The 19,586-nt window shown below is 68.9% G+C and carries 18 protein-coding genes; 11 read left to right on the top strand and 7 right to left on the bottom strand.

Annotated features, from left to right (window positions below; translation table 11 throughout):
• Positions 1-125: 125 nt before the first annotated feature.
• The 6 genes from phoB to lpxH all read left to right on the top strand — a co-directional run bounded on the left by phoB (position 126) and on the right by lpxH (position 7,606).
• On the top strand, positions 126-815 hold the full coding sequence (phoB, locus tag B0E52_RS05765) for a phosphate regulon transcriptional regulator PhoB (RefSeq protein WP_077482506.1): 690 nt from the start codon (positions 126-128) through the stop codon (positions 813-815).
• Positions 816-914: 99 nt separating this feature from the next.
• Positions 915-2,171 (top strand): phosphate regulon sensor histidine kinase PhoR, encoded by a 1,257-nt coding sequence (phoR, locus tag B0E52_RS05760; protein WP_077482504.1) that lies wholly within the window; start codon positions 915-917, stop codon positions 2,169-2,171.
• A 54-nt stretch (positions 2,172-2,225) separates the two neighbouring features.
• Positions 2,226-4,319 carry a polyphosphate kinase 1 gene (gene ppk1, locus B0E52_RS05755; protein WP_077482685.1) on the top strand — a complete coding sequence of 698 codons (2,094 nt, stop codon included), beginning with the start codon at positions 2,226-2,228 and terminating at the stop codon, positions 4,317-4,319.
• Positions 4,320-4,392: 73 nt separating this feature from the next.
• Positions 4,393-5,910, top strand: coding sequence for a Ppx/GppA phosphatase family protein (locus B0E52_RS05750; RefSeq protein WP_077482502.1), 1,518 nt, complete (start codon positions 4,393-4,395; stop codon positions 5,908-5,910).
• 260 nt (positions 5,911-6,170) lie between these two features.
• Positions 6,171-6,878: a peptidylprolyl isomerase gene (locus tag B0E52_RS05745; protein WP_077482683.1), complete on the top strand. Its 708-nt coding sequence runs from the start codon at positions 6,171-6,173 to the stop codon at positions 6,876-6,878.
• A complete protein-coding gene (gene lpxH / locus B0E52_RS05740) occupies positions 6,878-7,606 on the top strand; it encodes a UDP-2,3-diacylglucosamine diphosphatase (protein WP_077482500.1) in 729 nt (242 codons plus the stop codon). The genes B0E52_RS05745 and lpxH overlap by 1 nt, the downstream gene beginning before the upstream one ends.
• Positions 7,607-7,698: 92 nt before the next feature.
• On the opposite strand, the gene B0E52_RS05735 is transcribed toward lpxH, so the two are convergent.
• The 7 genes from B0E52_RS05735 to B0E52_RS05705 form a co-directional block, all read right to left on the bottom strand.
• A complete protein-coding gene (locus B0E52_RS05735) occupies positions 7,699-8,322 on the bottom strand; it encodes a sterol desaturase family protein (protein WP_077482498.1) in 624 nt (207 codons plus the stop codon).
• Positions 8,323-8,528: 206 nt separating this feature from the next.
• On the bottom strand, positions 8,529-9,416 hold the full coding sequence (locus B0E52_RS05730) for an acyltransferase (RefSeq protein WP_077482496.1): 888 nt from the start codon (positions 9,414-9,416) through the stop codon (positions 8,529-8,531).
• Positions 9,417-9,497: 81 nt separating this feature from the next.
• Positions 9,498-10,739 (bottom strand): cysteine desulfurase, encoded by a 1,242-nt coding sequence (locus B0E52_RS05725; protein WP_077482494.1) that lies wholly within the window; start codon positions 10,737-10,739, stop codon positions 9,498-9,500.
• A gap of 119 nt (positions 10,740-10,858) precedes the next feature.
• Entirely contained in the window at positions 10,859-12,163 is a 1,305-nt protein-coding gene (gene sufD, locus B0E52_RS05720; protein ID WP_077482492.1) for a Fe-S cluster assembly protein SufD, read from the bottom strand.
• Positions 12,160-12,927 carry a Fe-S cluster assembly ATPase SufC gene (sufC, locus tag B0E52_RS05715; protein WP_077482490.1) on the bottom strand — a complete coding sequence of 256 codons (768 nt, stop codon included), beginning with the start codon at positions 12,925-12,927 and terminating at the stop codon, positions 12,160-12,162. Before sufC ends, sufD begins: the two co-directional genes overlap by 4 nt.
• Positions 12,928-13,014: 87 nt before the next feature.
• The gene (gene sufB / locus B0E52_RS05710; protein ID WP_077482489.1) at positions 13,015-14,487 is read right to left on the bottom strand and encodes a Fe-S cluster assembly protein SufB; all 1,473 of its coding nucleotides are present in this window, start codon (positions 14,485-14,487) and stop codon (positions 13,015-13,017) included.
• Entirely contained in the window at positions 14,484-14,945 is a 462-nt protein-coding gene (locus B0E52_RS05705; protein ID WP_077482485.1) for an SUF system Fe-S cluster assembly regulator, read from the bottom strand. Before B0E52_RS05705 ends, sufB begins: the two co-directional genes overlap by 4 nt.
• A 236-nt stretch (positions 14,946-15,181) precedes the next feature.
• Between B0E52_RS05705 and B0E52_RS05700 the strand changes: the two genes are divergently transcribed.
• The 5 genes from B0E52_RS05700 to murU all read left to right on the top strand — a co-directional run bounded on the left by B0E52_RS05700 (position 15,182) and on the right by murU (position 19,576).
• Entirely contained in the window at positions 15,182-15,520 is a 339-nt protein-coding gene (locus B0E52_RS05700; protein ID WP_077482483.1) for a P-II family nitrogen regulator, read from the top strand.
• Positions 15,510-16,838, top strand: a complete 1,329-nt coding sequence (locus tag B0E52_RS05695; RefSeq protein ID WP_077482480.1) for an ammonium transporter — start codon at positions 15,510-15,512, stop codon at positions 16,836-16,838. Before B0E52_RS05700 ends, B0E52_RS05695 begins: the two co-directional genes overlap by 11 nt.
• A gap of 77 nt (positions 16,839-16,915) precedes the next feature.
• Positions 16,916-17,722, top strand: coding sequence for a TorF family putative porin (locus tag B0E52_RS05690; protein ID WP_077482478.1), 807 nt, complete (start codon positions 16,916-16,918; stop codon positions 17,720-17,722).
• A 136-nt stretch (positions 17,723-17,858) separates the two neighbouring features.
• Positions 17,859-18,869 carry a phosphotransferase gene (locus tag B0E52_RS05685; RefSeq protein ID WP_077482476.1) on the top strand — a complete coding sequence of 337 codons (1,011 nt, stop codon included), beginning with the start codon at positions 17,859-17,861 and terminating at the stop codon, positions 18,867-18,869.
• Entirely contained in the window at positions 18,866-19,576 is a 711-nt protein-coding gene (murU, locus tag B0E52_RS05680; protein WP_077482474.1) for an N-acetylmuramate alpha-1-phosphate uridylyltransferase MurU, read from the top strand. Before B0E52_RS05685 ends, murU begins: the two co-directional genes overlap by 4 nt.
• The last annotated feature ends 10 nt before the right edge of the window (positions 19,577-19,586 follow it).

Below are 19,586 nucleotides of genomic sequence, written 5' to 3'. Positions count from 1 at the left end.
TGCGGCCAGGAGTGGCCGCACTTTGATCCTTGCACTCGAGAATGGGCGAACAAATACCCCATGTCATCGCCGCGTAACATTCCTGCATTGCAATATCACGGTCACAGGCCAACGGACGCCGACGCGTGCACAAACGCATCCTGATCGTCGAAGACGAGACCTCGATCCGCGACATGATCGCCTTCGCCCTGCGCAAGGCGGACATGGAGGCGATGCACGCCGCCGACGCCCGCGCGGCCCAGTTGGCCATTTCCGACCAGGTGCCCGACCTGATCCTGCTGGACTGGATGCTGCCGGGCATGAGCGGGCTGGAACTGGCGCGCCGCCTGCGCAAGGAGGAGCTGAGCCGGGAGATCCCGATCATCATGCTCACCGCGCGTGGCGAGGAGATGGACCGCGTCAACGGCCTCGAAGCCGGCGTGGACGACTACGTGGTCAAGCCGTTCTCCACCCGCGAGCTGATCGCGCGGATCAAGGCGGTGCTGCGCCGCAGCCACGGCGACGATGGCGACGGCGTGGTGGAGCTGGGTCGGCTGCGAATCGACGGCCCCGCGCACCGCGTCTACGCGGGCGACGAGCCGGTGACGATCGGCCCCACCGAATACCGCCTGCTGCATTTCTTCATGACCCACCCCGAGCGCGTGTACTCGCGCGCGCAGCTGCTCGACCACGTGTGGGGCGGCAGCGTCTACGTGGAGGAGCGCACCGTGGACGTGCACATCCGCCGCCTGCGCAAGACGCTGGAACCGTGGCAGCTGGAAGACATGGTGCAGACCGTGCGCGGCAGCGGCTACCGTTTCTCGCTTAGCGCCTGACCGCCGGGCTCCCTCTCCCCCGAGCTCCGCTTGGGGGAGAGGGCTGGGGTGAGGGGAACGCCTGTAAGCTCTTCGCATCAGCCGCTGCCCAGCCATCCGATGCCCACCACTCCCCGCTGGAAACTGCCCGCTGCCTGCCTAGCCGCCCTCGTCGCCGGCGCGCTGTTCGGCTGGCTGGCCGGCGGCCATGTCGCGTCGGGCGTGGCCATCGTCGCCATCGCGGAAATCGTCTTGCTGCTGACCCGCGACCGTCATCCGGCGCGCCCCATCATGTCGCCGACCGCCGCCGCGAAACACAACCGACTCATGACGCGCACCCGCCGCCTCGCCTCCAGTCTGCGCGACCTGCGCCGCACCGCCAGCCAGCTGCCCGACGGCGTGGTGCTGCTCGACGCGGACCAGCGCGTGCGCTGGTTCAACCATGCCGCGGAAAACCTGCTGGGCCTGCGTTCCCCGCACGACCGCGGCGCGCCGCTGGGCCAGCACCTGCCGGCTTCCGAGCTGGTCGACTGGCTGCGCCAGGACGAGCGCGAGCCGCTGCACGACACCGTGGCGCCCGGCCGCCCGGACAGCCAGATCAGCGTGAGCCTGCTGCCGTTCGGCCGCCACCAGCAGGTGCTGCTGGCACGCGACACCAGCCACGTGACCCGGCTCGAACAGATGCGCCGCGACTTCGTGGCGAACGTCTCGCACGAGCTGCGCACGCCGCTCACCGTGATCCACGGCTACCTCGAACTGATCGACCCCGAAGACGCCCCCGCGCTGGCGCCCGTGCTCGGCGAGATGCGCGCGCAGTCCAAGCGCATGGGTCAGATCGTGGAGGACCTGCTCACCCTGTCGCGGCTGGAGACCCAGCACCGCGTCGAGGACGAGCGCGTGCCGATGGCGCCGCTGCTGGCCACGCTGCGCAAGGAGGCCGAGGCGCTCAGCCAGGGCCGCCATCGCGTCGCGGTGGAAGCGGATGCCGGGCTGGACCTGCTCGGTTCGCCCAAGGACCTGCACAGCGCGCTGTCCAACCTGGTCAGCAACGCGGTGCGCTACACCCCGGCCGGCGGCAGCATCACGATACGCTGGCAACGCAGCGAAGACGGCGCGACCTACTCGGTCAGCGACACCGGCTACGGCATCCCCGCCAGCCACCTCGCCCGGCTCACCGAGCGCTTCTACCGCGTCTCCTCCAGCCGCTCGCGCGGCAGCGGCGGCACCGGGCTGGGCCTGTCCATCGTCAAGCACGTGTTGAACCTGCACCAGGCGCGACTGAGCATAACGAGCGAGCCGGGCCGCGGCTCCACCTTCGCCTGCCATTTCGGCCCCGAGCGCCTGCTCGCGCCCGCCAACGGCCACGACGAAAGCTGAAGCAGCATGCGGTACGTCGCGCACCGGCCGGCGCGCTTGCGCCAGAATGCACGCATGTCACGCCCCGTCGCCCAAGCGCCCGCACACCCCGACCTCGCCGCACCCGAGCTTTTCCTCAGCCGCGAGCTGGCCGCGCTGGAGTTCAACTTCCGCGTGCTGGCGATGGCCCGCGACGAAACCGTGCCGCTGCTGGAACGACTGCGCTTCCTCAGTATCGTGGCGAACAACCTCGACGAGTTCTTCGAGGTGCGCGTGGCGATGCTCAAGCACCATCACGCCTACGGGTCGGCCGCGCCGGGGCCGGACGGCTTGTCGCCGCCGGAACTGCTGGCGCGCATCCGCAGCCGCGTGCTGGAGCTGGTCGCCGAGCAGTACGCGATCTGGCGGGACGAACTCGGTCCGCAACTGGACGCCGAGCGCATCCACGTCCTCACCCGCAAGCAGTGGAGTCCGCGCCAGCGGCGCTGGCTGCAGGGCTATTTCGAGCACGAGGTGCTGCCGGTGCTGTCCCCGCTGGGGCTGGACCCGGCGCATCCGTTCCCGCGCATCCTCAACAAGACGCTGAACATCGCGGTGGTGCTGAAGGGCCGCGACGCGTTCGGCCACGAGGGCCACATGGCGCTGGTGCGCGCGCCGCGCTCGCTGCCCCGGATCATCCGCCTGCCCGCCGAGGTCTGCGGCGAAGGCGAGCACTTCGTGTTCCTCGCCGAGCTGCTGCAGGCCTTCGTCGACCTGATGTTCCCCGGCTTCAAGGTGGTCGGCTCCTACCAGTTCCGCGTCACCCGCAACAGCGAGCTGATGGTGGAGGAGGCCGAAGTGGACAACCTCGCCCGCGCACTCAGCGAAGAGCTGGTAGGGCGTGGCTACGCGCGACCGGTGCGGCTGGAGATCGCCAACGACTGCCCGCAGGCCATCACCGCGATGCTGACGCAGAACTTCCAGCTGGAAGAGGCCGACGTCTACCGCTGCGACGGCCCGGTCAACATCATCCGCGCCGGGCTGATCTGCGACTGGCTGGACCGCCCCGAACTGAAGTACCCGCGCTTCACCCCGCAGTTGCCGGCCGGGCTGGAAGGCAGCCGCGACAAGTTCGAGCTGATCGCCCAGCGCGATGTGCTGCTGCACCATCCCTACCAGAGTTTCGCCGCGGTGATCGACCTGCTGCGCCAGGCCAGCGCCGATCCGCAGGTGCTGGCGATCAAGCAGACCCTGTACCGCGCCGGCGAGGACACGCCGCTGGTCGACCTGCTGGTGGAGGCTGCGCGCCACGGCAAGGACGTCACCGTGGTGATCGAGCTGCGCGCGCGCTTCGACGAGGAGGCCAACATCCGCCTCGCCACGCGCCTGCAGGAGGCCGGCGTGCAGGTGGTATACGGCGTGGTCGGCTACAAGACCCACGCCAAGATGATGCTGATCGTGCGCCGTGAGGGCGACACGCTGCGCCGCTACGCCCACCTCTCCACCGGCAACTACCACCAGATCAACAGTCGCACCTACACCGACATCGGCCTGATGACCGCCGATCCGGAGATCGGCGAAGACCTGCACAAGGTGTTCCAGCAGCTCTCGGGCCTGGGCCCGCGCATCGCGCTCAAGCGCCTGCTGCATTCGCCGTTCACGCTCTACACCGGCGTAATGGAGCGCATCGAGCGCGAAACGGAACTCGCCCGCGCCGGCCGCGCCGCGCGCATCGTGGCCAAGCTCAACGCGCTGAACGAGGCACACGTGATCGAGGCGCTGTACCGCGCCTCGCAGGCCGGCGTGGAGATCGACCTGATCGTGCGCGGCGCCTGCACCCTGCGCCCCGGCCTGCCCGGCATCTCCGAACGCATCCGCGTGCGCTCCATCGTGGGCCGCTTCCTCGAACACAGCCGCGTGTACTGGTTCGGCAACGACGGCGCGCCGGAGATCTACTGCGCCAGCGCCGACTGGATGGAGCGCAACTTGATGCGCCGCATCGAGATCGCCTTCCCGATCCGCGACCCCGAACTGGCCGCCCGCGTCTACGCCGAAACCCTCGCCAACGGCCTGGCCGACAACACCCAGGCCTGGCTGCTGGACAGCGACGGCCGCTACACCCGCGCCACGCCGGGCCGGCAGGCGCCCTACAGCGCGCAGCAGGCGCTGCTGGACAAGCTGTGCCCGTGAGCGCTTCGATACGGCATGATGCGGGTTGCGGCGGCTGCCGCCACGTTCATCCGCCACAGCCAGGAACCACCGCTTGAGCCAGGCCGACCAGACCCCGATCCGCGACGGCGAGCTGCTCGCCGCGGTGGACATGGGCTCGAACAGCTTCCACCTGATCGTGGCGCGCATGGAGCACGGTGAGCCGCGGGTGATCGACCGCCTGCGCGACAGCGTGCGCATGGCCGCCGGCCTGCGCAGCGACGGTTCGCTGGATGCCGACCGCCGCGCCCGCGCGATGGATTGCCTGGCACGCTTCGGCCAGCGCATCGCCGGCCTGCCTTCGCAGCGCGTGCGTGCGGTGGCCACCAACACGGTGCGCCGGCTGGCCGCGCCGCAGGCCTTCCTCGGCGCGGCCGAGGCCGCGCTGGGCCATCCGATCGAGGTGGTGTCCGGCCGCGAGGAGGGCCGCCTGATCTTCCTCGGCGCCGCGCACGACCTGCCTGCCTCGCGCGAACCGCGGCTGGTGATGGACGTGGGCGGCGGCAGCACCGAGTTCATCATCGGCCGCGGCCTCGCGCCGCTGCACACCGAGAGCGTGCAGGCCGGCTGCATCGCCTCCACCCTGCGCTTCTTCCCCGGAGGCAAGCTCAACCGCAAGCGCTGGCAGCGGGCGCGCGGCGAGATCGGCGTGCTGCTGCAGCAGTTCGCCGAGGACTACCGCGAGTCGGGCTGGCAGGAGGCCTACGGGTCCTCCGGCAGCGCCAAGGCGATCGACGCGGTGGTGCAGGCGATGAAGCTCACCGACGACGGCATCACCCCCGCCGCGCTGGCCGGCCTGCGCGACGCGATCCTGGCACAAGGCTCGATCGCCGCCCTGAAACTGCCCGGCCTGGTGGAGGAACGCGCGCCGGTGCTCGCCGGCGCGGTGGTGATCTTCGAGGCCGCATTCGAGGCGCTCGGCATCGCGCGCATGCGCGTGTGCGAGAGCTCGATGCGCGAAGGACTGCTGTGGGACCTGCTCGGTCGCGCCGCCGGCAGCGACCCGCGCACCGGCAGCATCGACGCGCTGGCCAGCCGCTACGGCGTCGACCGCGCCCAGGCGCGGCGGGTGGAATCCACCGCGCTGCAGCTGTTCGACCAAGTCGCCAAGGCCTGGAAGCTGGATGGCGAGGCGCGCGAGTGGTTGTCCTGGGCGGCGCGCGTGCACGAGATCGGCCTCGCCATCGCGCACAGCCAGCACCATCACCACGGTGCCTACATCCTGCGCCACGCCGACCTCGCCGGCTTCTCGCGGCAGGAGCAGCAGCTGCTCGCCGCGGTGGTCGAGTTGCATCGTCGCAAGCCGGACAAGGCGGTGATCGCCACGCTGCCCCAGCGCTATCGCCAGCTGGCCCGCTACACCACGGCGCTGCTGCGCCTCGCGGTGCTGTTCCGCCGCGGCCGCCGCGCCGAATCGCTGCCACCCATGAAACTCGCCGCCACCCGCCAGCGGCTGCGCCTGCAACTGCCGGCGGCGTGGCTGGAACAGCACCCGCTCAGCGAGGCCGACCTGCAGCAGGAACAGGCGCCGATGGCGGAGCTGGGGATGGAACTGGAGCTGTCCGCGGTTTGATTCAGGGTGTACCAGTGCGATTCATCCGGAATCGCAGCAGCGCGGCAGGTCGCAGCAAGCTTCAAGCTTGGACTACGCCCAAGCGCCACCCGCGGCCATCCATGGCCGCACTCTTCAAGGCTTTTGCGATCATCCTGATCGCGAGAATCAAACGGGCGGCCATCCATGGCCGCACTCTTCAAGACAGCCCCGAACTCCAGAAGGCACACGTACCAGTCTGGCCGCGTATCATGCGCGGATACTTCGAAGCACCCGACGCCATGCCCAAGCTCAAGCTCGCCCTGCTGCTCCTCACCGCCGCCCTGCTCGCGCCCGCGCTGCAGGCACAAGACGCCAAGCCGGCGCCCGCCGCGGCCAATCCCGAGGTGGTGCTGCACACCTCGCAGGGCGACATCACGCTGGAGCTGTATCCGGACAAGGCGCCGAAGAGCGTGGCGAACTTCCTGCAGTACGTGCGCGACGGTTTCTACGCGGGCACGGTGTTCCACCGCGCGATCCCCGGCTACCTGGTCCAGGGCGGCCTGTACACGCGCGAGTTGCAGCCGCGGCGCACCCGTCCGGCGATCCCCAGCGAAGCGGACAACGGCCTGTCCAACCTGCGCGGCACCGTGGCGGTGGCGCGCGGCGTCGACCCGAACTCCGGCACGTCGCAGTTCTACATCAACCTGGTCGACAACCGCCGGCTGGATTTCATGGGCAACCTGAGCGGTCCCACCTGGGGCTATGCGGTGTTCGGCAAGGTCATCAAGGGCATGGACGTGGTCGACAAGATCGCCGCCCTGCCCACTCGTGGCATCGGGCCGTTCGCCGCCGACGTGCCCAACCCGCTGGTGGTGATCGAGGGTGCCCAGGTGGTCGGCGAAGCCGCGCCTGCCGCCGCGGCCAGCGCACCCGCCCCGGCCGAACCCGCCGCCACCACGCCCAAGCCCGCGAAACGCAGCGCCCGCAAACCGGCGCAGGGCGGCTGATGGGCACGCTGTTCATCGCCGACCTGCACCTGGACGACAGCCGGCCGCAGATCACCACACTGTTCGAACGCTACCTCGCCAGCGACGAGGTGCGCCGCGCCGATGCGCTGTACATCCTCGGGGACCTGGTCGAGGCCTGGATCGGCGACGACGACGACGCGGAGCTGCCGCGGCGCATCGCCGCCGCCACCCGCGCCGTGCGCGAAGCCGACGTTCCGGTGTACTTCATGGCCGGCAACCGCGACTTCCTGCTCGGCGAGGACTACGCCCGCCGCGCCGGCTTCGAACTGCTGGTGGACGGCACCGTGCACACGCTGCACGGCCACCCCACCCTGCTGATGCACGGCGACGTGCTGTGCACCGACGACACGACCTACCAGGCGGTGCGCAGGCAGGTGCGTACGCCGGAGTGGAAGGCGCAGATCCTCGCCATGCCGCTGGCGGCGCGTCGCGCCTTCGCCGCGAAATCGCGCGCGGAAAGCCGCGCCCACACCGGCCGCACGATGGAAGCCATCATGGACGTCAATGCCGACGCCGTGGCGCAAGCGATGCGCGAGACCGGTACGACGCGGCTGATCCACGGCCACACCCACCGCCCCGCGATCCACCGCTTCGAACTCGACGGCCAGCCCGCCGAGCGCATCGTGCTGGGCGACTGGTACGAGCAGGGTTCGGTGCTGCGCGTGGATGCCGACGGTGCGGAACTCTGCGGCCTGCCGACGAGCTGAAAAGCGCCTGTAGGAGCGGCTTCAGCCGCGATTCGCGCCGATCGCGGCTGAAGCCGCTCCTACAAGCCGCTCTCGCCGGTGGCCGATGTCGCTCAGCGCACGCGCACCTTGCTCTTGGACACGTACCATGTGCCCAGCAGGAAATCCCACAGCGGCGAGGTGACGCCGTAGTTCTTGTCGGGATGGTGGTGGTGCACGTGGTGCACCGCCGCCCACTTGCGCGCCAGCGGATGGCTGAAGCGGCGACGGTGGATGATCAGATGACTGAAACCGTACAGCGCATAGCCGAGCGCGATCGCGCCGGCGAGCAGCAGTGCCATCGCGGTCGGCAGCACCAGCGCCAGCACCGCGGCAAGCAGCAGAATCACCGCCGGCGGGAAGAAGAACGGCAGCGAGTCGAAGCCCAGCGGCTTCTCGTGATGCAAGGTGTGGCCTTCCTCGAACAGCGGCACCGGCCCGTGGAACAGCCAGCGGTGGAAGGCGTACTCGATGAAGCTGAAGACGAACAGGCCCACCAGCAGCACCAGCACCGCCTGCAGCGGGCGGCTGTGGTCGACCCAGAACGCCGCGGCGAGCAGGGCGAAACTGACCACGAAATCGGCGGCCTGGCCCACCCAGTAATTCGCACGGGTGGACGACATCCGCGCGATGGCCTGCAGCACGCCATGGCCGCGGGCTTCGCTCGATTCCGTCGACGGGCGCGTCGCCTCACCCATGGGCAAGCCTCGCGCCTATCCGGCTTGTCTGGTCTCGATCCAGCGTCATCCTCTACCCCTTCGACCGGTTTCCACGGCAGTTCCATGGCTGCCTTCACAGCGGCATCACCGCCCGCGCAAGCTTACCGCGCCCTGTCCAACGGCGGGCATGGCGCCGGTTCCGCCGCCTCACGCGGTATTCAGTCGAGCGCGCGGCATCGGCGTGATTATTCCAGCAGTTGCCCGATCCGTGCATCCTGCTCGCGCCACAAGCCGTTGATCCAGGCCTGGAAACGCTGGCGGAACGCCTCATCACCCTCGTAGTCACCGCGCAGGCCGGGCTCGATCGGGCGCTGGCGCAGGCTCACCCGCACCTCGCGCAGGCGCCCGGCGATCAGGTCGGACAGGCTGCACGGGCCGCCGGGATAGGCGATGGCGACCTCCAGGATGGCCTGCAGGCCATTCCCCATCGCATCCAGCACGAAGGCCACGCCGCCGGCCCGCGGCCGCAGCAAATGCCGGTAGGGCGAGCCCTGCGCGTCGTGCTTGACCGGCGTGAAGCGGGTGCCCTCGACGAAGTTCATCACCGACACCGGCAGCTGGCTGAATTTCGCGCAAGCGCGGCGGGTAACCTCCCGGTCCTTGCCCTGCAGTTCGGGATGCTTCGCCAGGGTTTCCCGTGAGTAGCGCTTCATGAACGGGAAATCCAGCGCCCACCACGCCGGCCCCAGCAGCGGCACCCAGATCAGCTGGCTCTTCAGGAAGAAGCGCAGGAACGGGATGCGCCGGTTCAGGATCTTCTGCAGCACCGGAATGTCCACCCAGCTCTGGTGGTTGGCCAGCACCAGGTAATTCGCGTCACGGCGCAGGCCGTCCAGGCCGTCCACCTGCCAACGGATGCGCGTGAACAGCTCGAACAGTGCGTTGTTGACGGCTATCCAGCTTTCCGCGATCGCCACCAGCATGCGCGAGCACAGGCGCCGCCATGCCGCCAACGGCAGCAGCAGCTTGAGCAAGGTCAGCGCGAACAACGGCAGCACGTGCAGCAGCACGTTGAGCACGAGCAGCAGGATGACCAGCGGCACGCGGATCAGGCCGGGCAGAAAGGAAAGCATCGGGAACCCTGTGACAGACGAGAGCCCGAGCATAGCGGCCCGGGGCGGCGCCCCGGGATGACCGGGCATCGCGGCGGCAACTCAACGCAGCAACCGGCGCACCTTGAGCAGGGCCGCCACGAAGGCATCGACCTCCTCGTGCGTGTTGTAGAACGCCAGCGAGGCGCGCAGCGTGGCCGGCACGCCGTAGAACTGCATCAGCGGGTGCGCGCAGTGGTGGCCGGAGCGCACCGCCACGCCTTCCAGGTCCAGCAAGGTGGCGAGGTCGGTGGCCTGCGCGCCTTCGATCAGGAAGGAGATCACCGGCTCCTTCTCCGCTGCCTCGCCGACGATGCGCAGGCCCAGGACCTCGCGCAGCCGCGCGGTGGCATGGTCGAGCAGGGCACGCTCGTGGTCGCGGATCGCGTCGAAGCCCAGCGATTCGTAATAGGCAATCGCGGCGCTCACGCCGGCGAAACCGGCGATGTTCGGCGTGCCGGCCTCGAAGCGGTGCGGCGGCTCGGCGAAGGTGGTGCCGGAGAACTTCACTTCGCGAATCATCTCGCCGCCGCCGAAGAACGGCGGCATCGCGTCGAGGTGCTCCTTGCGCGCCCACAGCGCGCCGGTGCCGGTGGGCGCCAGCATCTTGTGGCCGGTGAGCGCGTAGAAATCGCAGCCCAGCGCCTGCACGTCCACCGGGCGGTGCGGCACCGCCTGCGAGCCGTCCACGAACAGCGGGATGCCGCGCCTGCGGCATTCCTTCGCCAGCTCGCGTACCGGGTTCACCGTGCCCAGCACGTTGGAAACGTGTCCCACGCAGGCCAGCTTCACCTCGGGCGTGAGCCGCTTGACGAACTCCTCCACGATCAGCTCGCCGCTCGCGCTGATCGGCGCCGCCTGCACCGTGGCACCGGCGCGGGCGGCCACGATCTGCCACGGCACGATGTTGGCGTGGTGCTCCATCGTGGTGGTGAGGATCGCGTCGCCGGGCTGCAGCCGCGGCAGTGCGAAACTGTAGGCCACCAGGTTGGCCGACTGCGTGGTGCCCGAGGTGAGCACCAGCTCGTCGCGCGAGGGTGCGTTGATGAAGCGCGCCAGCGCGTCGCGCGCGCCCTCGTAGGCCGCGGTGGCCTCCTCGCCGAGCAGGTGCACCGCGCGCGACACGTTGGCGTTGTGCTCGCGGTAATGCCGATCCACTGCCTCGATCACCTGGCGCGGCTTCTGGCTGGTATTCGCGTTGTCGAAGTACACCAGCGGCTTGCCGTGCACCGTGCGTGCGAGCAGCGGGAAATCCGCGCGGACGCGCTGGACGTCGAAGGCTGGCGTGCTGGTTTGTGCATTCATCCCGAGGGTTCCGTGGTTTGCCCCCTCCCCTGCTTGCAGGGGAGGGTTGGGGTGGGGTGCCCTGCGACGAGACTTACCCCTCCCGACCTCCCCTGCAAGCAGGGGGAGGAGAAATAACGTCATGCCGGCAATTCAACCGCCAGCAGGCCGGTGAGGTGTTCGCGCAGCGCCGCATTCGGCAAGTCGTCCAGCACCGCGCGGCAGAACGCGCCGGTGAGCAACGCGCGCGCCTCGACCAGCGGGATGCCGCGCGAGCGCAGGTAGAACAGCGCGCGCTCGTCGAGCTGGCCCACCGTGGCGCCGTGTGCTGCCTTGACCTCGTCGGCGTAGATCTCCAGCTCCGGCTTGGTATCGATCTCCGCCTGACCGGACAGCAGCAGGTTCTTGTTGCTGAGGCTGGCGTCGCTGCCGTCGGCGCCGGGCGCCACCAGGATCGCACCGCGGAACACGCCACGCCCACGCTGGTCGGCCACGCCGCGCCAGACCGAATCCGAAGTCGTGTTCAGGCCCTGGTGACGGATCGCCAGCTGGGTGTCGATGTGCTGGCGGCCGTGCGGCATGAACACGCCGCGCGTGTCCAGCCGCGCGCCGTCGCCCACCAGCTCGACGCGCAAGTCGTGCCGTACCAGCGCGCCGCCCAGCTCCAGCACGTGCAGCATGGCCTGCGCGCGCGCGCCCAGCTGCAGCCGGCTGTGCCGGATCAGGCTGCTGCCCGTGGCCGCCTGCTGGAACAGCACATGCCGCAGCACCGCGCCGTCGCGCAGCGTGATGTCGCCCACCAACGTGCCCAGGTGCTGCTGCTCGCCGGCGGCGGCATGGTGTTCCACCAGCGCCAGTTCGGCGCCCTCGCCCAGCTCGATCACGTGGCGCAGATGCCAGGCCAGCTCGCCGTCGGCAGGCGCGCCGAGGAACACGAGGTGCACCGGTGCGGCGATCTTCGCGCCGGGCGCCACCTTCAGCACCACGCCGTCAGCGGCCAGCGCAGCGTTGAGCCGCACGAAGGCATCGCCCCGCTCCGGCTCGTGGCGCGACAGCGCGAAGCGCAGCGGCTCGGCATCCTGTCGCAAGGCCTGCACCAGCGGCTGCAAGGTGAGGCCCGCCGGCAGCGCGTCCAGTGCGGAGAGATCGGCGCGGAACACGCCATTGACGAAGACCAGCCGCGGCCCGTCGACGCCGGGCAAGGCGAATGCGGCCATATCGATCGCGCGCGTCGCCGCCTGCGCGTCGCCGTTCGCATAGCGGCGCTGGCCCAGCGCACGCAGCGCGGTGTACTTCCACGCCTCCATCCGCGTGTCGGGCAAGCCGGCGACGGCGAAGGCCGCGAGATGCTCGCGGCGCAGCGCGTCCAGCCAGGCGATACCACTGGCCGGCAGCGCCGCATCGCCCAGCGACGCCACGAAGGGCACGGAGGCCGGCTGACTCATGCCGTCGCCCCGGCCGGCTCGCCGTGCTCGCGCACCCAGGCGTAGCCGTGCTCTTCCAGCTTCAGCGCCAGCGTCTTGTCACCGCTTTCCACGATGCGGCCGCCGGCCAGCACGTGCACGAAGTCGGGCTCGATGTAGTCGAGCAGCCGCTGGTAATGCGTGATGACCAGGAACGAGCGCTCCGGCGAGCGCAGCGCGTTGACGCCTTGCGCCACCTGCTTCAGCGCGTCGATGTCCAGGCCCGAGTCGGTCTCGTCGAGGATCGCCAGCTTCGGCTCCAGTACCGCCATCTGGAAGATCTCGTTGCGCTTCTTCTCGCCGCCGGAGAAACCCTCGTTCACCGCACGATGCAGCAGTTCGTCGGAGATCTGCATCACCTTGAGCTTCTCGCGCACCAGCTTGAGGAACTGCATGGAATCCAGCTCCTTCTCGCCGCGCGCCTTGCGCTGCGCGTTCAGCGCCGCGCGCAGGAAGTAGGTGTTGTTGACGCCAGGAATCTCCACCGGGTACTGGAACGCAAGGAATACGCCCGCGGCGGCGCGCGCCTCCGGCTCTAACGCCAGCAGGTCGATGCCGTCGTAGGTGACGCTGCCGGCGGTGACCTCGTAGCCGTCGCGACCGGAGAGCACGTTGCCCAGCGTGGACTTGCCGGCGCCGTTCGGCCCCATGATGGCGTGCACCTCGCCCGGGTTCACCGTCAGCGAGAGGCCTTTGAGGATGTCCTTGCCCGCGACACGGGCGTGCAGGTTTTCGATTTTCAGCATGACTCGACTCGATACGTCATTGGTAGGAGCGCACCCTGTGCGCGATGGTCGTCGGAGAATGCATCGCGCACAGGGTGCGCTCCTACATCAGCCGATGGCACCTTCAAGGCTGACTTCCAGCAGCTTCTTGGCCTCCACCGCGAACTCCATCGGCAGCTCGCGGAAAACCTGCTTGCAGAAGCCGTCCACGATCATCGAGACGGCATCCTCCTCGCCGATGCCGCGCGAACGGCAGTAGAACAGCTGGTCGTCGGAGATCTTCGAGGTGGTGGCCTCGTGCTCGACGATCGCGCTGGGGTTCTTCACTTCCATGTACGGGAAGGTGTGCGCGCCGCATTTCTTGCCGATCAGCAGCGAGTCGCACTGGGTGTAGTTGCGTGCGCGTTCGGCGCCCTTCTCCACCTTCACCAGGCCGCGGTAGCTGTTGTTGCTCTTGCCGGCGCTGATGCCCTTGGAGACGATCTTCGACTTGGTGTCCTTGCCGATGTGGATCATCTTCGTGCCGGTGTCGGCCTGCTGGTAGTGGTGGGTCAGCGCCACCGAGTGGAACTCGCCCACCGAGCGGTCGCCGCGCAGCACCACGGACGGGTATTTCCAGGTGATCGCCGAACCGGTTTCCACCTGGGTCCAGCTGATCTTGGAATCATCGCCGCGGCAGTCGCCGCGCTTGGTGACCAGATTGTAGATGCCGCCGACGCCGTTCTCGTCGCCGGGATACCAGTTCTGCACGGTCGAGTACTTGATCTGCGCGCGCTCCAGCGCCACCAGTTCCACCACCGCGGCGTGCAACTGGTTCTCGTCGCGCTTGGGCGCGGTGCAGCCTTCGAGGTAGGAGACGTGGGCGCCTTCCTCGGCCACGATCAAGGTGCGCTCGAACTGGCCGGTGTTCTGCGCGTTGATGCGGAAGTAGGTGGAAAGCTCCATCGGGCAGCGCACGCCCTTCGGGATGAACACGAAGCTGCCGTCGGAGAACACCGCCGAGTTCAGCGCGGCGAAGAAGTTGTCGCCCGTCGGCACCACGCTGCCGAGATACTGCTGCACCAGCTCGGGATGCTCGCGGATCGCCTCGCTCATCGAGCAGAAGATCACGCCGGCCTCGGCCAGTTGCTTGCGGAAGGTGGTGCCGACCGATACGGAATCGAACACCGCGTCCACCGCCACGCCGGCCAGCGCGGCGCGCTCGTGCAGCGGCACGCCCAGCTTCTCGTAGGTTTCCAAGAGGGCGGGATCGACCTCGTCCAGCGACTTCGGCGCCACCTTGGGCGCGGCGTAGTAGCTGATCGCCTGGTAGTCGATCGCGTCCATCTTCAGCTTGGCCCAGTCCGGCTGCGGCATGGTCAGCCAGTGGCGGTAGGCGGCGAGGCGCCACTCGGTCATCCACTCGGGCTCGCGCTTGATCGCGGAGAGCGCGCGGATGGTCTCCTCGTCCAGGCCCGGCGGCAGGCCGGTCATCTCGATCTCGGTGACGAAGCCGGCGCTGTAGTTGCGGCCCAGCGCCTCGGCGACCCCGGCGTTGTCGCGCAACGCGGTGTTGGTGCTGTCGATGGTTGCGCTGCTCATGCCGTGGTTCTGCCTTTCAGGGTGCTGATGTCGACCGTCACTTCGTGGCGACGCGGCGGCGGCCGCAACATGTCGGCCAGGCTCACCGCGCGCAACGCATGGTCGAGCACGCTGCTGATGCGCTGCCAGCTGCCGCGCACGCCGCATTGCGCCTCGCGCTCGCACTGGCCCTCGGTGACGCCGCATTCGGTCATGCCGATCGGCCCCTCCATCGCCTCGACGATCTCGGCGAGGCTGATCGCCTGCGCCGGCCGTGCCAACCGGTAGCCGCCGTTGACGCCGCGGAAGGATTCCACCAGGCCGGCATGGCCCAGCGACTTCAGCAGCTTGCTCACCGTGGGCAGCTCCAGCCGGGTCTCGTCGGCAATCTGCGCCGTGCTCAGCACGTCGTCCGGATGGGCGGCGATGCAGGTCATCACCACCGTGGCGTAATCCGTGAGTCGACTGACGCGGAGCATGGGGAGGCTCGTGTAGCGGGGATCGGTCTTAATCCAGACCAAAATGGTACTGATTGCGGGAAGTCCGGTCAAATCGTCGGCTTGCACCAACAGCAGGCAAGACTTGCACCAGTTTCACGAGATCCGGGCCAGCCGCCATCAGATATCGCCGTCCAAATGGCTAAGCAGCGCGCTTCCCGCCGCTGGCACGTATTCTGCTGTGCTGCAACACGGGATCATCCGCGGGGGAGAAATGCATGCAGTGGATCACCGCCATCATCAAGCCGTTCAAGCTGGACGAAGTGCGCGAGGCGCTGGCCGAGGCCGGCGTGCACGGCATGACGGTCACCGAGGTCAAGGGCTTCGGCCGCCAGCACGGCCACACGGAGTTGTACCGGGGCGCCGAGTACGTGGTCGATTTCCTGCCCAAGCTCAAGATCGAGCTTGCGGTGAGCGACGAACAGCTCGAACACGCGATCGAGGCGATCGTCGGCACCGCCCGCACCGGCAAGGTGGGCGACGGCAAGATCTTCGTCTCCGCCCTGGAACAGGTGATCCGCATCCGTACGCAGGAGGTCGACGCCGATGCGCTCTAGCCGACTGCTCGCCGGCACCGCCGCGCTGGCCCTCCTGCCACTCTCCGCCTTCGCCCAGGCCGCGCCCGTGACGAAGCTCGACAGCGGCGACACCGCGTGGATGCTTACCGCCTCCATGCTGGTGCTGATGATGACGATACCCGGCGCCGCGCTGTTCTACGGCGGCATGGTGCGAGCGAAGAACCTGCTCTCGGTGATGATGCAGTGCTTCGCGATCACCGCCCTGATCACCGTGCTGTGGATCGTCTACGGCTACTCGCTGGCCTTCAGCACCGAAGGGATGCGCGCCGGCATCACCGGCTGGCATTCCTTCATCGGCGGACTGGACCGCGCGATGCTGGCCGGACTCACGCCCGACTCGCGCTACCAGACCGTGCCGGAAAGCGTGTACGTGATGTTCCAGCTCACCTTCGCCATCATCACGCCGGTGCTGATCGTGGGCGCCTACGCCGAGCGCATGCGCTTCGCCGCCATGCTTTGGTTCAGCGCGCTGTGGTTCACCCTCGTCTACCTGCCGATCGCGCACATGGTGTGGAGCGGCCCCGGTTCGTTGCTGGGCGACCTGGGCGTGCTGGATTTCGCCGGCGGCACCGTGGTGCACATCAACGCCGGTGTCGCCGGCCTGGTGGCCTGCCTGGTGATCGGCAAGCGCCGCGGCTGGCCGCACACCCACATGCCGCCGCACAACCTCGGCTACACCGTGATCGGCGCCAGCCTGCTATGGCTGGGCTGGTTCGGCTTCAACGCCGGCTCGGCGGTCGCCGCGAACGGCAGCGCCGGCATGGCGATGCTGGTGACCCAGATCGCCACCGCGGCCGCCGCGATCGGCTGGACCGCGGTGGAATGGACCATCCACAAGCGCGCCAGCGTGCTCGGCATCGCCTCGGGCGCGGTGGCCGGCCTGGTCGCGGTGACGCCTGCCGCCGGCACCTGCGGCCCCGGCGGCGCGCTGCTGATCGGCCTCGCCGCCGGCGCGATCTGCTTCTTCACCGCCACCCGGCTCAAGTACCGGCTGGGCTACGACGACACCCTGGACGTGTTCGGCGTGCACGCCATTGCCGGCATCGTCGGCGCCCTGCTCACCGGCCCGTTCGCCGCCGCCAGCCTCGGCGGCTTCGGTCACGTCGCTTCGGCATGGGGCCAGTTGTGGATACAGGCCAAGGGCGTGGGCTTCACGATCGCCTGGAGCGCGCTGCTGAGCGTGGCCATCCTCAAGCTGCTCGACCGCACGCTGGGACTGCGCGTGGATGCCGAGCAGGAACAGATGGGCCTGGACCTTGCCGAGCACGAGGAGCGCGCCTACGACCTGCAGCGGTGATTCCCGCCGCTTCCGCGCACACGACGAGCCCGATCGGGCTCGCCGCCACCAGCCGGACCAGACACGGGGAACACACGATGCAAAGACCAGCCAGCGCCCTCATCGCGATCGTCCTGCTCGGCGCCGCGCCGGCCCATGCCGACGATGCGCCGCCCGTGACCGGCAACGTGGCCGTGACCTCGGACTACGTGTTCCGCGGCCTGAGCCAGACCTGGGGCAAGCCGGCGATCCAGGGCGGCGGTGATTACGCCGCCGCCAGCGGCTTCGCCGCCGGAACATGGGCCTCCAGCATCAGCGAGCGCAGCTTCCCCGGCGCAGCGATGGAACTGGATCTCTACGCCAGCTACGGCCGCAGCTTCGGCCGGGACTGGTCGTGGCGCGCCGGCGTGTACGGCTACCTCTATCCCGGCGGCAACCTCGACCGCGCCAACCCGCGCCTGCCGGCGCGATCATTCGACACGCTCGAAGCCAATGTCGCGCTGGGCTGGAAATGGCTCACGCTCAAATACAACCAGGCACTGACGGACTACTTCGGCGCGGATGTCGAAGAGGGTTACGCCGGCAACTCGCGCGGCACCCGCTACGTGCAGCTCGACGCCACGCTGCCCTTGCGCGGCGCATGGAGCCTCGCCCTGCATGCCGGCCACACCCACTACCCGAACGGCCTGCTCGCAGCCTTGCCCGGCGGCGCACGCAAGCCGGACTACAGCGATGTCGGCGCGACACTGAAATACCAACTCTCGGCGCAGTGGGCACTCAGCGGCGGCGTGACCCATGCCAGCAACGCCGCCTTCTACCGCCACACCACCAGCCTGCTGAACCCGGACGATGTTGGCGACATCGGCGGTACGCGCGGATTCGTGATGCTGCAGGGTACGTTCTGAGCCGGGGTGTCGGCGACCCTGCCCGCGCGCCGTCTTCGCGATTTCCGTGGGTCGCTGGCCATCCGTCCCGAGCCGCCACGAGCAATCCGCCCGCGGGCAATCTAAGCTGTCCCGGCCTCAGCTTGCCGATCACTCCATGGACAACCGCAACGAACGTACCGCCGCCCGCCTCGCGTGGGCGCGTGCCGCCCTCGGCAACAGCCAGCTGATCCTCGCCCCCGCCTCCTCCGACGCCAGCTTCCGCAGCTACTGGCGCGCTACGCAAGCGGGATCGAGCTGGATCGTGATGGACTCGCCGCCGGAGCGCGAAGACCCGCGCCCTTGGCTGGCGATCGGCGAACGGCTCGCCGCCGCCGGCCTGCACGTGCCGAAGGTGGCGGCGCAGGATCTGCAGCAGGGTTTCCTGCTGATCGAGGACCTGGGTTCGCGGCTGTATCTCGCCGAGTTGAACAAGGCGAACGCGGACCAACTCTACGGCGACGCGATGGACGCACTGCTTGCGATGCAGACGAAGGTGGCCAGCGACGACCTGCCGCCGTTCGACCACACGGTATTGGTGAACGGACTGGAGGTGATGCCCAAGTGGTTCCTCGAACGCCATCTCGGCCACACACCGGATTGCGATGAGTGGGACGTCCTGGAGGCGGCGTTCGACGTCATCATCCGCAACGCGCTGGCGCAGCCGCGTTGCTTCGTGCACCGCGACTACCACAGCCGCAACCTGCTGGTGGTCGAAGCGAACAATCCTGGCGTGATCGATTTCCAGGGCGCGCTGCACGGCCCGGTCACCTACGACCTCGCCTCGCTGCTGCGCGACGCCTACGTCGCGTGGCCGCGCGAGCGCGTCGAGGCCTGGGTGGAGTCCTACCGCCTGCGCCTGCGCCACGCCGGCGTGATCGGTCACGACATCGACACGACGCGCTTCCTGCGCTGGTTCGACCTCACCGGCCTGCACCGCCACGTGCGCGTGCTGGGCCAGTTCTACCGGCTGTGGTATCGCGACGGCAAACCGGGTTATCTCGCCGATGTGCCGCAGGTGTACCGCTACGTGATCGAGGTGGCGAATGGCTATCCGGAGCTGGCCGATTTCGCGGCACTCCTGGAATGCCATGCACATGGGCGTGATCTCACCCAGGTGGCGACATGAGGCACGCGCTGATCTTCGCCGCCGGCTTGGGCGAGCGCATGCGCCCGCTCACCGAGCGCACGCCCAAACCGCTGCTGGTCGTGGGCGGCAAGCCGCTGATCGTATGGCATCTGGAGAAGCTCGCCGCGATCGGCGTGAACTACGTGGCGATCAACACCTCGCATCTCGCCGAACAGTTTCCCGAGGCGCTGGGCGACGGCTCGCGCTGGGGCCTGCGCATCCGCTACGTGTACGAAGGCCCGGTGCCGCTGGAAACCGGCGGCGGCCTGCTCAACGCACTGCCATTGCTGGGGCCGGAGCCGGTGCTCGCGATCAGTGGCGACGTGTGGTGCGACGCCGACTTCGCCGCGCTGCCCGCCGAACCCGAAGGACACGGGCACCTGCTGATGGTGGACAACCCGGCGCACCATCCCGGCGGAGATTTCCGGCTGGATGTGCAGGGCCTGCTGCATGCGGACGGCGAACCGCGACTCACCTACAGCGGCATCGGTGTGTTCCGTCGCGAGCTGCTGGATGGCTGGCGCGACGCGGTGGGCGATGCCGCGGGCGTCGAGGCGAAGCCGCCGCGCTTCAAACTGCGACCGCTGCTGGAAGCGGCGATGGCGCAAGGCGCGCTGTGCGGTTCGCTGCATCGCGGTCGCTGGACCGACGTGGGGACGCCACAGCGCTTGGCCGAACTGGACACCGCACTGGCACAGCGCGTCTGAAACGGCAACG

Source organism: Rhodanobacter sp. C06 (assembly GCF_002001105.1).
Lineage (GTDB): Bacteria > Pseudomonadota > Gammaproteobacteria > Xanthomonadales > Rhodanobacteraceae > Rhodanobacter_A.
The sequence above is the reverse complement of the archived record's forward strand: the minus strand, read 5'-3'. Positions and strand labels throughout refer to the sequence as shown.

Coding starts and splice junctions, on each gene's coding strand:
- B0E52_RS05735 (WP_077482498.1), bottom strand. CDS start 8,322: ATGGGTGAGGCGACGCGCCCGTCGACGGAATCGAGCGAAGCCCGCGGC.
- B0E52_RS05690 (WP_077482478.1), top strand. CDS start 16,916: ATGCAAAGACCAGCCAGCGCCCTCATCGCGATCGTCCTGCTCGGCGCC.
- B0E52_RS05700 (WP_077482483.1), top strand. CDS start 15,182: ATGCAGTGGATCACCGCCATCATCAAGCCGTTCAAGCTGGACGAAGTG.
- B0E52_RS05705 (WP_077482485.1), bottom strand. CDS start 14,945: ATGCTCCGCGTCAGTCGACTCACGGATTACGCCACGGTGGTGATGACC.
- B0E52_RS05730 (WP_077482496.1), bottom strand. CDS start 9,416: ATGCTTTCCTTTCTGCCCGGCCTGATCCGCGTGCCGCTGGTCATCCTG.
- phoR (WP_077482504.1), top strand. CDS start 915: ATGCCCACCACTCCCCGCTGGAAACTGCCCGCTGCCTGCCTAGCCGCC.
- B0E52_RS05745 (WP_077482683.1), top strand. CDS start 6,171: ATGCCCAAGCTCAAGCTCGCCCTGCTGCTCCTCACCGCCGCCCTGCTC.
- B0E52_RS05725 (WP_077482494.1), bottom strand. CDS start 10,739: ATGAATGCACAAACCAGCACGCCAGCCTTCGACGTCCAGCGCGTCCGC.
- lpxH (WP_077482500.1), top strand. CDS start 6,878: ATGGGCACGCTGTTCATCGCCGACCTGCACCTGGACGACAGCCGGCCG.
- B0E52_RS05685 (WP_077482476.1), top strand. CDS start 17,859: ATGGACAACCGCAACGAACGTACCGCCGCCCGCCTCGCGTGGGCGCGT.
- sufC (WP_077482490.1), bottom strand. CDS start 12,927: ATGCTGAAAATCGAAAACCTGCACGCCCGTGTCGCGGGCAAGGACATC.
- B0E52_RS05695 (WP_077482480.1), top strand. CDS start 15,510: ATGCGCTCTAGCCGACTGCTCGCCGGCACCGCCGCGCTGGCCCTCCTG.
- sufD (WP_077482492.1), bottom strand. CDS start 12,163: ATGAGTCAGCCGGCCTCCGTGCCCTTCGTGGCGTCGCTGGGCGATGCG.
- murU (WP_077482474.1), top strand. CDS start 18,866: ATGAGGCACGCGCTGATCTTCGCCGCCGGCTTGGGCGAGCGCATGCGC.
- sufB (WP_077482489.1), bottom strand. CDS start 14,487: ATGAGCAGCGCAACCATCGACAGCACCAACACCGCGTTGCGCGACAAC.
- ppk1 (WP_077482685.1), top strand. CDS start 2,226: ATGTCACGCCCCGTCGCCCAAGCGCCCGCACACCCCGACCTCGCCGCA.